Genomic DNA, 13964 nt, shown 5'->3' with positions numbered 1-13964 from the left:
CGATCTAGGCTCGTCCTTCCGTGAGGATCGCGAACACGATCGGCTCGTCGTGTCCGGTCAGGAACGTGGCGAAGGTGGCGATGAGCAGGTCGCCGGACACGAACACCGCGCAGCCGCCCGGCGTCCCGGGGGCGAGGGTGAGCGGGGCGTCCTGTGCGAGGCCCGCCTTGCGCAGGCATTCGACGGCCGACCACACCCGGGTGCCGGCGACGGCGGCGCTCTCGTCCAGCTCAGTGGCGACGAGACCGGCCACGGCCTCGTACGGGCCGAGCAGCCCGCCCCACTGCGCGGCGGTCCGTTCGGCGGCGATCTCGACGTCGCAGCTCACGGTCGTCGCGGCCGTGACGACGAGCGTCAGCCCAGCGCCGTGGGAGGCCGAGATCAGCCGGTCGCCGTCGATCTCCGGACGGCCGTCGGGCCGGTAGCGGATGTCGACGTCCTCATTGAGGGCACGCGCCGCGGCCAGCGCGGTGAGGCGGCGCCGCCGCGTCCCGGTGGCCGAGTCGTCCGCGCCGTCCGGGGCGTCGGCGCCGTCGGGCTCCACCGCCACGGCGACGCGTCCGCCGGTAGCGTCCTGCACGGCTCGTTCGAGGAACGGGCCCAGCAACGGGGCCGCCGGCCACGGTCCGCGCCCGTCGCCCTTGCGCACCGCCCGCAGCCGCAGGCCCTCCCACCGTTCGACGACCTCACCCGCCTCGTCGCGGACCGCGATGTCGTAGACGTAGTCGTCGCCGGCGTGGAAGCGCTCGGTCGCGCAGTACCGCAGCATCCCGGCGGCGCTCAGCCGATCGCCCCCGGGATGGACCCGCTCGATCCCGGTCGGCAGGAGGGTGGCGTCGGGGACGCACACCTGGTTGCCGTGCATGAGGGCGTCGCGGACACCGGGGTCGCCCAGCAGCAGCTCGCCGGGCAGGAAGCCGGCGAACCACCCTGGCTCCAGCGCTTCCACCTCGACGTCGACATGCAGCGCGGACGCCCGGTGGTACCGGCGCAGCCGCTGGAACCGGCCGCCCTGGAACAGCACGGGACCGTACAGCTGCGTGGCCGGGTCGAGCGGTACCGGCGGCACGTGTGCCGTGGTCTGGTCCGGCGGGCCCTCAGGAGCGGCGGGCTGCCCGAAGCGAAGCCGGGCGCGGAAGTGGTCGGCGGCGAAGCCGGTCTCGGAGCTGCGGATCGCGGCGAGGACGGTGTCGTCGCCGGTGACCACCACCGCCACGCGGATCGTCGTGGTGCCCGCGGGCGGGATGATGATGGGCCGCGCGAACTGCGCGTCCTCGATCACCGGAGTTTCCCTGCGGCCGGTGACGGCCGCGGCGGCCTGCGCCATCGCTTCCATGCCGAACACCGCGGGGAACAGCAGATTGCCGTCCAGCAGATGATCGGTCAGGTAGGGGTCGGTGCCCTCGTTCAGATCGATCTCGGTGACGAGCTCGACTCCGTGGTAGCGGACGAGGGTCTTGCCCACGAAGCGCAGCAGCGGAAGCTGCGGCGCGTCGCGATGGATGGTGTCGATGTTCCCCGTCCGCCCGCTGACCACCACGATCTCAGGGGTGGTGGGGTCGTCGAGCAGCCGGCGCATGATCTGCACGCCCTGTTCAGGAGTGATGGCGGTGATTCCGTCGCGGGCCAGGGACTCCACGACGGACAGTCGCTCACCCATGCCGACTCCCGACCACACCGACCATTCCAGGCACAGGGCCCGGCAGCCGGGGTACCGGCTCGCGGTTTCCTGGGTGAGGGCTGCGAGCCACTCGTTGGCCATCGCGTAGTGCGCCTCGCCGCGCAGCCCCGACCGGCCGATGATGCTGCCGAGGGTCAGCAGGAGCCGCAGCCGCTCGGGCTCGACCGCGTCGAGCACGGCGCGCAACCCGCCGATCTTCGGTGCGAAGGTCGCGCGTACCTCGTCGAAGTCCAGATCCGCCAGGCCGTGCGGCTCGTTGCGGCCGGCCCCGTGCACGATCGCGGTGATCGGCCCGAGGTCCCGGGCCGCCGCGGCCACGGCCTGCCGCACGTCGGCGGCGTCGGCGACGTCGGCACGGTAGTAGGCGACGGTGACGCCCGCGTCCTGCATCCGTCGCAGGTTGGCGGCGAGCTCGGGGGTCTGGCCGGGATCGGACCGGCCGAGGATGGCCAGCCGGGCGCCGCTGTCGCCGGCCAGCGCCAGCGCGCATTCCGCGGTGATGCCCTTGCCTCCGCCGGTGACGAGCACGACATCGGTGCCGTCCAGCCGCACGGCCGGTTCGCCGGTCAGGGCGGGGCCGGTGGGCGCGGCCACGGGCATCGCCCGCAGGGTCGGAACGCGGCGCAGACCGTCGGCGTCGTAATGGGCTTCGGCGTAGTCGCCGGTGGCCGCCACCTCCGCCGTCACCCACGCGACGGCCTCGGCGATCGCAGGCGCCTGCACGATGGTGACCCGCAGCTGCGGGGCTTCCAGCCGCAGTGTCTTGGCCAGCCCGGCCGCTCCCCGCCCGTGCTGGAGCAGGACGAACCGGTCACCGCTCCCGTTCGACAAGGCGGCCTGGGCACCCTCGAGAGCCGGTCGCAGGTCGTCCTCGGCGCAGTCCTCCGACAGGCAGACCAGGACACCGGATCCCACGCCGGCGGCCCGCAACGCGGCTCGCAGCGGTTCGGCGAGCGGGTTGTCCGCTGCGGCGTACAGCAGCCACTCCGAACGTCCGGCCAGGTCCTGCGGTGGCCGCACCGGGGCGGAGCCGTGCGGCAACGGCGCCTCGACCAGGTCGACGGTGAACGGCCGCGCCCACGCGGCGGCACCCTCGACGATGGGGGAGGGCCCGGTGCCCTGCCCGGAGGCGGCCAGGCCGTCGAGGGTCTCGGCCAGTTCCCGCAGCGTCGCCGTGGCGAAGTTGGTCGGTGGCTGCAGGATGCTGACGCCGCGGGTCTTGGCGGCCGCGTCCATCACCTGTCCCACGGTGATCGAGCTCAGGTGGAGATCGTCGAGCAGGCGGCTGTCGTCGGAGACCAGCTCGACCGGCAGCTCGACGCGTTCGGCCACCAGCCGGCGAAGCACTTCCAAGGGGTCGCCATCGCTCTGGTCGCCGGCCTGCGCCCCGCCGTCCGCCCCGCCGTCCGCCCCGCCGTCCGCATCGTCGGAGGTGGGATCGGCAGCGGGCGCCGGAACACCGGCGTGCCCCTCGAGGCCGACCTCCGGGGCCTGCTCGCAAGGGCTGGCGAAGAAGCGGAACTGCGCACCGATCTCCAGCGGCCGGATCAGGCGGCCGTGGAACAGCGCTTCGTGATCGACGGACGCGCCGACGGCGAACGCCGCACCGACCACCCGCAGCAGCCCGCCGATCGACTCACTGTCGGTGTCCAGAGCAACAGCGGGGACGTCGGTCGTCTCGGCCGTCAACCGGCTGAGCACCCGTCCTGGACCGACCTCGACGAACAGGTCGATGTTCTTGGCGGCCAGCTCCACCGCCTGGGTGAACAGCACCGGGTCGGTGATCTGACGGTGCAGCAGGGCCGGGATGTCGGCGTCCTCGGCAAGGGTCTCGCCGGTGATGGTGGAGCAGATCGGCGACTGGATCCGGCCGAACTCCATGCTGCGCAGCCTGTCGGCGAAGACGGCCGCGGCCGGCGCCACCAGCGGCGAATGGAAGGCATGGGAGACGGCCAGCCGCGTCCACGACACGCCCGCGCGCTCGGCCCTGGCGCCGACCGTCGCGATCGCCTCGGCCGTGCCTGCGACGACGGTCTGTTCCGGCCCGTTGTAAGCACCGATGACGACCGGCAGGCCGGCGATGAGCGCGGCGGCCGCCTCCGGGGAGGCGGTGAGACCGGCCATGGTGCCGGATTCGCTGTGCTCGGCCATGACCCGCCCGCGGAGGCCGGCGATGCTCAGCAGCGCGGAGTCGTCGAGTGCGCCGGCCCAGTGCAGCGCGGAGATCTCGCCGAGGCTGTGTCCGACGCCGACGCTCGCCTCCACTCCGAGCAGTGACAGGGCGCGCAGCCCGGCCAGGGAGCCGGTGACGATCCGCGGCTGAGCGACGGCGGTCGCCACCGTGTCGCCTGTCCGCGGCAGCGCGGCCCGCTCGTACACCTCTTCGACCTCGGCGAAGCGCCGGCGCAGCGCGCCGCCGCTCAGCCCCCGGCCCGAGCCCTGCCCGGGGAACAGGTAGCCGATCCGGCCCTCGCCGCCGGCGTGGCCGAGAAAGCAGCCGCCGTCGGCGTCGAACAGGGTCGTCTCGCCGGCGTCCAGGACGTCCAGCAGCCGCCGCAGCCGCCGTTCCGCGTTCTCCGGAGACTCCACGACCGCCGCGGCGCGGTAGGGCAGGTCGCGCAGCCGGCGCTGCAGCGTGGCGGCGAGGTCGCCGAGCTGCGCGTACGACAGCGCGGGAACCCAGCCGGCCAGTTCCGCGAGCCGCTCGCGCAGCTCGCCGGGCGAGCCCCCGTCGACCAGCAGCAGCTCGGCGTCCTGGACGGATGCGGCCAGCTCACGCGTGCGCCGGTTGAACGACGCCGCCCGCCGCGATCCGACGCCCTCCACCACCACGTGACTGTTGATGCCGCCGAATCCCATGGACGTGACGCCGGCCCGCAGCGCGGCCTCCTGCGGCCACGGCTCGGCCTTGCGCAGCACCCGCAGCATCGCGGGGTCCCGCGCGAGCAGTGGATGCGGATCCGCGCAACCGACGGTCGGCGGCAGGACGCGATGGTGCACCGCCAGCACCGCCTTGATCAGGCCGGCCACTCCGGCGGCCGCCTTGGTGTGGCCGATCATGGCTTTGACGGAGCCGAGCGCCGCCGGCGCCCCGGGCGTGCCGGCACCGGCTGCCGCGATGGCCTCCGCCCGGGTCTCGGACAAGGCCGTCAGCTCCGCTGCGTCTCCGACCGCCGTCCCCGTGCCGTGGCCTTCGAACAGCGCCACCGTGTCGATGCCGAAACCGGCCCGCTCGTAGGCGCGCCGCAGCGCCAGCCGGTGGCCGTCGATCTCTGGACGCGTGATGCCGCCGCTGCCGTCGGAGGAGATGCCCCAGCCGGCGATGGTGGCATAGACGCGGCGGCCCATCTCGGCGGCGTCCTCTTCCCGCATCAAGACGACCATTCCGCAGCCCTCGCCCGGCCAGAAGCCGTTGGAGCCGCGGTCGTACACGCGCATCTCGGTCCTGGCCAGCGCCCCGGTCTTGGCGAAACCCACGACCTCGAACGGGTCGATCGACAGATCGACCCCGCCCGCGATCGCCATGTCGAGGTCCCCGTCCAGCAGCGCCTTGCACGCGGTCGTCACCGACAGCAGCGAGGAGGAGCAGGCTCCGTCCACCGCGTAGCCGCCGCCGTTGAGATCGAAGTAGTTGCAGATCCGGCCGGCGATCGTGTTCGACAGGGCCCCGGCGAGGGTGTCTTCGTCCGGCGCGGGGAACGGGCTCTTGTAGGAGCGTTCGAGACCGTCCAGGAATTCGCCCAGAGGGTCGTCCTCCCAGCCGAGTTCGCGCAGCGCCGCGCCGACCGTGCGCCGTACGTACGGCCAGCGCAGCCGCATCAGGTTGGCGCGGGCGAATTCGCCCGTGAGGGTGTTTCCGACGATGACGCCGGTGCTCTGTCTCGGCAGCCCTTCGGCGCCGGGAAAACCGGCGTCGGCCAGCGCCCGGCCCGCGACGTCCAGCGCGAGCCAATGCGTGAGATCGGTCGATCGGAACGTGCTTCCTGCGATCCGGTGCGCCACCCGATCGAAGTCGTAGCCTTCGATGACCGCGGCGTTCCTGGAGTAGAAGCTGTCCGGGGCGGACGGGTCGGCCCGCCAGTAGTCGGTCAGCCGCATGCGCTCGTCAGGCAGCCGCCTGAAGGCCCGGCGGGCGGCGACGGCGTTCTTCCACAGTTCGTCCGGTGAATCGGCGTCAGGATAGACACATGCCATTCCGACAATGGCGATCTTCTGCATGTCCTGGCTCGCCCCCTTCGCTGTTGCACTGAGCGCAAGCATGCCGCGTCGCGACCGGCGAGATTTATTCCAGAGTGCCCTGGCGCCAATTTAATTCGAATAACATCGTTTGATAATGGCGTCATTTAATGAATTAGTTTTGTTCCCGGTATTCCTGCCGGATGTGGGACTTCACGGTGCGGGCGATGCCGCGCCATGCTGGTCGGCGAGGTGGGGGGCGAGTTCGTACGCCATGCGTCGCTTGGACGCCTCGACCGATCCACCGGCGGCCGCGATGGTGTCTCCGGCGCCGACCATCAGGCTGATGAGCTGGTTCTCGAAGCACACCTCCGCATCGTAGGGCGGGATGAGGTAGCCGCCGAGCTCCAGCGTGACGAGGCCGTGCATCGCGCTCCACATCTGGTGGGCCACCAGTTCCTCGTCGGCTGCGCGGAACCTGCCCGCCGCGACGCATCGGGCGGCGCAGCCGACGACGTCCACGAGGGTGTAGCGGCCGTACTGGCGGTCCTCTTCGGACAGTTCGAACCCGGCGAGCGCGGAACCGCCGAACATGGCCGCGTACAGGTGCGGGTTCGCCAGAGCGTTGTGGCGGTAGGCGCGGCCCAGCAGGGCCATGTCGCACACGGGGTCGTCGGAGGTGCCGACGAGGCTGAAGTACTGCTGCATGCGCGCGAAACCCTCGTGAACGATCGCGCGTACCAGGCCGCTCATCCCGCCGAAGTAGGTGTAGACGGGCATGGTCGAGCTGCCGGCCTCACTGGCGATGCGCCGTACCGTCATGGCCTGCGGCCCGTCTTGCGCGAGGAGCCGTGCGGCGACGTCCACCAGCTGGGCGCGGAAAAGCGGGTCCGTCTTGCGCGGTGACATCCGGCGGGACTTCCTTCCATGAGACGAAACCGGTCAGTGGTCATCCGGTGGTCATCCGGTGGTCATCCGGTGGTCACCGCGCGGCCGGCCTCGGCTGCGGTTCGTGCTGCCGGGACCCTGGGTCACGGAAGTTTGAGCTCGGGCCGGTAGACGTCCAGCCAGGCAGCCAGGTCGAGGACGCGCTCCAGGCCCAGGCGCGTCAGCCGGTCCACCGCGGCCGGATCGCGCTTCGTGGCGCCTTCGAGCCAGTCCCGGTCCACCAGGGCGAACACGTCGTGGTCGCGGTCGGCCAGCAAGTCCTTGCCCTGGTTCTGCAACTCCTGGCTGTAGTAGGGGTCCTGGGTGGAGGGGTAGGGGCTCTTGGGCCGCCAGGCGACCGAGTCCGGCAGCAACTGCCGGGTGGCGCCGCGCAGCAGGCTCTTCTCCCGGCCGTCGCGGGTCTTCATCGACCAGGGGGCGTTGTAGACGTATTCGACGAGCCGGTGGTCGCAGTACGGCACCCGGACCTCGAGCCCGACCGCCATGCTCATGCGGTCCTTGCGGTCGAGCAGGTATTTCATGAACCGGGTCACGTGCAGATGAATCATGATCCGCATGCGGTGCTCGAAGTCGTCGTCGCCGTCGAGACGCCCGACCTCGCCGATGGCGGTGTCGTACGCGTCCAGCCGGTAGGCGTCGAGATCCAGCCGCGTCAGCAGGTGCGGGTCGAGCCCGGTGGAGTCCTTGTCGAAGGGGCCGACGTTGACGGCGATCCACGGGAACGCGCGTGCGGCCTGGATCTGGGGGATGTGCATGTGCCGGTATCCGCCGAAGATCTCGTCGGCCGCCTCGCCCGACAGCGCCACCGTTGATTTCCCGCGGATCGCCTTGAAGAGCAGGTACAGCGACAGGTCCATGTCGCCGGTGCCGACAGGCAGGTCGCGCGCGAGGGCCACGGCCCTGCGCACGCCGGGATCGGCCAGCGTCCTGGGGTCGAGCACGATGTCGGCGTGCTGGGTCCCGACGTGCCGCACGACGTCCTGGATGAACGGCGTGTCCGGGGTGTCGCGCAGGTCGTCGGGCCGGAAGTTCTCCGCCTGACCCATGAAGTCCACCGCGAACGTCCGCACCTGTCCGGCGCCGAGGTGAGCCGCGGCCAGGGCGGTGAGGGCGCCGGAGTCCAGCCCGCCGGACAGCAGCAGGCACCGTGGCACGTCGGCGACCAGTTGCCGCCGCACGATGTCGTCGAGGAGCTCCCGGACGCGGCCTACGGAGGTGCCGGCGTCGTCGGTGTGCGGCCGGGTCTCCAGCCGCCAATAGGCGCGCTCGCGGACGCCGGTGACGTCGACGGTGACGATCGTGCCCGGTTCGACCTGCCGCATGTCCGCCCATATGGCGTGTCCTGGGGTGAAGGCGTAGGAGAACGCCTCGCGCAGCCCATCGGCATCGACGACGCGCTTGGCGAGCGGGTGGGCGAGTATGGCCTTCTGCTCCGAGCCGAACAGCACTCCGTCAGGCGTCCGGTAGTAGTAGAGCGGCTTGATCCCCATCCGGTCGCGGATCATGACGAGCTTCTGGTCCCGTCCGTCCCAGATCGCGAAGGCGTACATGCCGTTGAGTCGTTCGGCGACCGCCGGCCCCCAGTGCAGATATCCCTGGAGGACGACTTCTGTGTCGCTTGACGTCCTGAAGCGCTTGCCCTGCCGGGTGAGTTCGTCGCGCAGCTCGGCGAAGTTGTAGACCTCGCCGCTGTAGACCAGGGTGACGTCGCCCGCGTCCGTGCGGGCGGTCATCGGCTGCAGCCCGCCGGGCAGGTCGATCACGGCCAGTCTCCGATGGCCGAGCGCCGCATGCCGGTCGACCCAGCTGCCGCGGGCGTCAGGTCCGCGGCACGCCATGGTCTCGGTCATCGCATCCAGGACCTTGTGCTCGCGTGCCAGGTCGCGATCGAACGAGATCCAGCCGGTGATACCGCACATCCCGTGCTCCTCCTGTGGCCGTCGAAGAGGTTCGCTTCTGGTTCGATCGACGCGCAGCCGCCTTGGAAGCCGGTGCGGTTCCGTGCGCAATCGGATGGGATCCAGCATCGCGCCGCCACACCGGGGGGTCTTCTTTCCTCGTGCTCAGCTTGCTCCCGGCAGGCCGGCGGTGAGCCCCTGAAGGCGCCGCATCGGGCAATCTGGGAGTGGCCGCCCCTCGTCACCGCCTGCCTAACCTACGCACGTTGCTTTCTTGCTCGTCCGGGTGGCGGATGCTGCTCATGAGAGAGGTAGGCGGGATGACCGGAGCACATGCCGGCAACTCTGGACCGATCGCGGCTCATGCTCCGGCTGCGCCTCCCCACGGAAACGGCCATCAGCCGGGCAACGGGCACAACGGCACCCGCACGCGGGTCGCCGCGCCGGGGGCGAACGGCCACGTCCTCGACGACCCGGCGGCCGGCCGGACGAACACGCTGCGGGAACTGGCCGAGCTGCTCGGCCGCCGGCGCGAGTCGATCAGGGACGGAGACGCGGAAGCCACCAGGCGCCAGCACGCCAAAGGCAAGCTGACGGCCCGCGAACGGATCGATCTGCTGCTGGACGAGAACACCTTCACCGAGATCGAGTTGTTCCGGCGCCACATGGCAACAGGGTTCGGCCTCGAACGCAAGCGGCCCCCGACGGACGGCGTCATCGCCGGTTCCGGCCTGGTTCTCGGCCGCCGGGTCTTCGTGTACGCGACGGACTTCCGGCTCTTCGGCGGTTCTCTCGGCCATGCCCATGCCGCCAAGGTCCACAAAGTGATGGATCTCGCCATCTCGATGGGGGCACCGCTCATCGCCTTGAACGACGGAGCCGGCGCACGCATTCAGGAAGGGCTGAACGCGCTGGCCGGGTATGGAGGCATCTTCCGCAGGAACGTGCAGGCTTCCGGCGTGATCCCGCAGATCAGCGTCATCCTCGGCCCGTGCGCCGGCGGCGCCGCCTACTCCCCGGCCTTGACGGACTTCGTCTTCATGGTCAAGGACACCTCCCAGATGTACGTCACGGGCCCGGACGTCATCGGTGCGGTCACCGGTGAATCGGTCACGCACTCGGCTCTCGGAGGCGCCGAGGTGCACGGCTCCGTCTCCGGCGTGGCCAGTTTCGTCCACGACAACGAGGAGTCCTGCCTGGAAGAAGTCCGGTATCTGCTGTCGCTGCTGCCGTCGAACAACACGGAGTTCCCCGCCGTCGTGGACGCCGCCGATCCCGCCGATAGGGCCTGCGACGCCCTGCTCGACCTGGTGCCCGCCGATGGACGCCGGCCGTACGACATGCGAAAGGTCATCGCGGAGATCGTCGACGACCGTGAGTACCTGGAGGTCCAGGAATCGTGGGCGCGGAACATCATCTGCGCCTTCGCGCGGATCGACGGGCATGTCGTGGGCGTCGTCGGCAACCAGCCATTGGTCAGGGCAGGAGTGCTCGACATCAAGGCGTCGGAGAAGGCGGCGCGGTTCGTCCGCACCTGTGACGCGTTCAATGTCCCGCTCGTGACGCTCGTCGACGTGCCGGGTTTCCTGCCCGGAGTCGATCAGGAGCATCAGGGCATCATCCGGCACGGGGCGAAGCTGCTCTACGCCTACTGCGAGGCGACCGTCCCGCGCGTACAGGTCATCCTGCGCAAGGCGTACGGGGGCGCCTACATCGTCATGGACTCCCGGTCGGTCGGTGCTGACCTGTCGTTCGCCTGGCCGACCAATGAGATCGCGGTCATGGGCCCGCAGGGCGCGGTGGACGTTCTCTTCCGCAAAGAGCTCGCCGCCGCCGCGGATCCCGCGGAGCTGCAGCGGCAACTGCTCGACGACTATACGGCCGAGTTCCTGCACCCGTTCTATGCCGTCGAGCGCGGGCTGGTGGACGACGTCATCGATCCCCGCGAGACGCGCAAAGTGCTGGCCGACGGGCTGGCGATGCTGCGTAACAAACGCGAGTTCCAGCCGCAGCGCAAGCACGGAAACATCCCTCTCTGACTCGCGTGGTATTCGGTTTTCGCAGTGAGCAATTTGGGAGAGGCCGCCGGCTCGTGATCCGTGGAGAATCGGTCCGGGACGCACCGCGGGTGACGCCCATCGAATTGTTTTGACCGGTCGAACGGGAGGTCGGATGACAAGCGCCTCTGTAAACCCGCCGTATGGCCTTGTCGCGAATCTGAACGGGGAGAGGCACAAGCCGGCACTCGGTTTCTTCGCCTTCATCGTCGTTGCGCATTGGGCCGAGCACATCGCGCAGGCGTATCAGGTCTACGTGCTCAACTGGCCGCTTCCGGAAGCACGTGGGGTCCTGGGCCTTCCCTTCCCGTGGCTGGTCACCTCGGAATGGATGCACTACGGTTACGCGCTGCTCATGCTCATCGGTCTCGTACTGCTGAGGCGCGGCTTCACCGGGCGCTCGCGAACATGGTGGAACATCTCGCTGGGCATCCAGGTCTGGCACCACTTCGAGCATTTCCTGCTGCTCATGCAGGTCATCATCGGCGCCAATCTGCTCGGCGGCCCGACGCCGCGCAGCATCATCCAGCTCCTCGTGCCCCGGCTCGAGCTGCACTTGTTCTACAACGCCATCGTCTTCGTCCCGATGGTGGTGGCGATGCTGCTGCACCGCAAACCCAATTCCCAGGAACGGGCGACGATGGCCTGCGCCTGCGCCCCCGAGAGAGTGTCTTGAAAGCAGCGGGAACCCGAGGCAGGCGGCTGCCGCCCGGATTCGCCTTCCGGGCGACGGTCGCTCTCATCGGCGCGTCCCTGACGTTCTTCACGGCGCCGAGTGTCTGGCCCGCCATCCAGGCGGCGCGTGCGGACGGAGTGCCCGGAATCTTCACGGCCGAGCACATGGAATGCGTCCAGCACCCCGGCCACGAGTCCTGCCAGTGGTACGGGGACTTCCGCTCCGAGGACGGCACGGTGAGCCGGACGGACATCTTCATGTACGGGATGGGGAAAGGACAGCTCCAGGCGGGCCGGCAGACCTCGGCGGTCGACATCGGCTTCCCCAACAGGGTGTACGGTCCCGGAGGGTCGAACGAATGGGTGTTCACCGTCGCGCTGCTGCTTGCCGGCGCCGCGCTGACGCTCAGTCAATTGCGGAGAATCCACAGATCCATGAAGAACGACGAAGCCGGACCTGAGGGCCGGCGTGCGGGCCCGTAGCGCTGTCACGGCCCGTCCGGCCGGCTCGGTGACGACTGCGCCGAGCCGGCCGGTGGCCATGCGAACCTGGAAACGGTGATTCCCGGCCCTGGCGGGGTGATCCGGTCAGCCCGCTGATTTCGAGGGCGGGAGTTCGACCGACTGACGGTGCCGGAAGAAGTCACGTGGATCGTACTTCTTCTTCACCTGCTGGAGCCTTGGGTAATTGTCTTTGTAGTAGAGGTCGTGCCATGTGGAGGTGGAGCGGTTGAAGGTGGGATCGCTGAGGTCGGCGTCGGGGTAGTTGACGTAGCATCCATCGGTCACGTCATTGGGAACGGGCACGCCGCCGGTGGCGGCGTAGGTGTCCTGGTAGCTCTCGCGGGCCCAGGCGATGTTCTTGGCGTCGTCAGCGGGATCGCTCCAATTCGCCGCCCAGAGCATCTTGAAGGCCGCGCCGCGGTGGACCGAGGCGGTGTCACCCGGCTGTACGGCGGCGGTCATGCCGCCGAACGGCGACAGCTGGACGCTGAGATTCGGGTTGTCGATGTCGGTGCGCGCCAGATGCTTGTACAGCGCCTCCGCCTGGTCCTGGGGGAAGGCGGCCTTCATGTAGGCGGATTTGTACTCCCCGCGCAGCGTCGGGTCGTTGAGCAGCGGGTTGGTGGTGCCGGTCAGGCGGGCCGCCTGCAGCCATGGGAGCCGGACCTGGCTGATGAACGGCTGAGCCACGCCGTTGCTCATGAAGGTCAGGTAGTCGTTCAGGATGGTTTCGGCGTTGGGTGCGCCGGCGTCCACCTGCGTGAGCAGGACCACTGTGCCGTTCGAGACGTGGTTGAGCACCATGAAACTGCTCAGGAACCGGGTCGGGCTGGTCGGGGCCGCGTTGGTGACGTGCCAGTTGGCGTAGTTCTGGATGAGCTGGAGGAACCTGTCCTTGTTCAGCTGGTCCCACCCCCAGGCGGCGACCGCGTACAGCACCTTCGACGGCGGCCTGGGCAGCAGGCGGGTGGGGTCGGTGCCGGTGGCGTCCGGCGAGCGGAAGAAGTAGCGGGTGACGACGCCGAAGTTTCCTCCGCCGCCGCCGGTGTGCGCCCACCACAGGTCTCGGTGGGGGTCGTCGGCCTCCCGGGTCGCCACCACCTTGCGGACGACGCCCGAGGCCCTGACCGTCACGACCTCCACCCCGTACAGGTGGTCGATGATCAGGCCGTCGCGGCGAACCAGCCAGCCCCAGCCGCCACCGGCGACGTGACCACCCATGCCCACGGAGTAGCAGATGCCGCCAGGAACGGTGACGCCCCAGGTCTGGTACAGCTTCTCGTAGACGTCCAGCAGCGTGGCGCCCGACTCGACGGCTATCGCGTTGCGCGCCTCGTCGTAGTAGACCCGGTTCATGTTGGACAGGTCGATGATCATTTGAACGTCGGAGTTGTAGACGAAGTCCTCCAGGCAGTGCCCGCCGCCTCGTACCGTCAGCCGCTTGTTCGCGCTGACCGCCTGCTCGACGATCGCCCGCACCTGCCGCGGGGCGTCCACCACGTGAACCGAGCGCGGTGCCGCCGTGTAGCGGGCGTTGAGCGCCCGGACCAGGTCCGGGTACTGCGGGCTGTCGGGGCCTACGGTCGTGGCCGTGCTCGTCCGGCGGGCCACCACCGCCGGGTCGGGCTCCGTGGCCGCCGCGGCGCTCGAGGCGAAACCACCGGTGATGATCCCCCCGCCGACGCCGGCAGCGGTTCCCGCCAGGAACTTCCGCCGGTCCAGCCCCCGTCGTTGTGCCATAGTACGTTGTCCCTTTCGCTCGGTAAGGAGCGTCAGCGTCAGCCGTCCGCTGACGGCCAAGGCGCGCCGGCAGCCCGCACGCTCGTCCCCCGTATGGCGGTCCATGGAATACGCAACGTTTTTGTCGGATAAATCCTGACGGGTCGGTATTCCACGGGACGCTTTCCTCGCGTCGGCATCACCACGGCTTTGTTCCGAAGTTCGCCGGTCGCCTGTTGCTTGCCCTTCGCGTTACAATCTGGGCGCCGTGCAGAAAAATGCCCATTTCGCCTACGATTCGAGCAA

General features: G+C 69.7%; 7 protein-coding genes. 3 read left to right on the top strand and 4 right to left on the bottom strand.

The window, feature by feature from the left end; translation table 11 throughout:
- Window positions 1-4 precede the first annotated feature (4 nt).
- The 3 genes from ACFFR3_RS44565 to asnB form a co-directional block, all read right to left on the bottom strand.
- A complete protein-coding gene (locus tag ACFFR3_RS44565) occupies window positions 5-5899 on the bottom strand; it encodes a type I polyketide synthase (protein WP_379485123.1) in 5895 nt (1964 codons plus the stop codon).
- Between the two features lie 171 nt (window positions 5900-6070).
- On the bottom strand, window positions 6071-6766 hold the full coding sequence (locus ACFFR3_RS44560; RefSeq protein ID WP_364382619.1) for a TetR/AcrR family transcriptional regulator: 696 nt from the start codon (window positions 6764-6766) through the stop codon (window positions 6071-6073).
- Window positions 6767-6888: 122 nt separating this feature from the next.
- Window positions 6889-8724, bottom strand: coding sequence for an asparagine synthase (glutamine-hydrolyzing) (gene asnB, locus ACFFR3_RS44555; RefSeq protein ID WP_379485122.1), 1836 nt, complete (start codon window positions 8722-8724; stop codon window positions 6889-6891).
- A 299-nt stretch (window positions 8725-9023) separates the two neighbouring features.
- Between asnB and ACFFR3_RS44550 the strand changes: the two genes are divergently transcribed.
- The 3 genes from ACFFR3_RS44550 to ACFFR3_RS44540 all read left to right on the top strand — a co-directional run bounded on the left by ACFFR3_RS44550 (window position 9024) and on the right by ACFFR3_RS44540 (window position 11918).
- Window positions 9024-10742: an acyl-CoA carboxylase subunit beta gene (locus tag ACFFR3_RS44550; protein ID WP_364382625.1), complete on the top strand. Its 1719-nt coding sequence runs from the start codon at window positions 9024-9026 to the stop codon at window positions 10740-10742.
- 133 nt (window positions 10743-10875) lie between these two features.
- Complete coding sequence (locus tag ACFFR3_RS44545) at window positions 10876-11436, top strand: hypothetical protein (RefSeq protein ID WP_364382628.1); 561 nt, start codon at window positions 10876-10878, stop codon at window positions 11434-11436.
- Window positions 11433-11918, top strand: a complete 486-nt coding sequence (locus tag ACFFR3_RS44540; RefSeq protein ID WP_364382631.1) for a hypothetical protein — start codon at window positions 11433-11435, stop codon at window positions 11916-11918. Before ACFFR3_RS44545 ends, ACFFR3_RS44540 begins: the two co-directional genes overlap by 4 nt.
- Before the next feature lie 105 nt (window positions 11919-12023).
- Here ACFFR3_RS44540 and ACFFR3_RS44535 read toward each other — a convergent pair whose 3' ends face one another.
- Window positions 12024-13679 (bottom strand): FAD-binding oxidoreductase, encoded by a 1656-nt coding sequence (locus ACFFR3_RS44535; RefSeq protein ID WP_379485121.1) that lies wholly within the window; start codon window positions 13677-13679, stop codon window positions 12024-12026.
- Between the last annotated feature and the right edge of the window lie 285 nt (window positions 13680-13964).

This window comes from Nonomuraea salmonea (assembly GCF_042428605.1).
In the GTDB taxonomy this organism is placed as follows: domain Bacteria; phylum Actinomycetota; class Actinomycetes; order Streptosporangiales; family Streptosporangiaceae; genus Nonomuraea; species Nonomuraea salmonea.
This window is presented reverse-complemented; position numbering and strand designations above follow the sequence as displayed.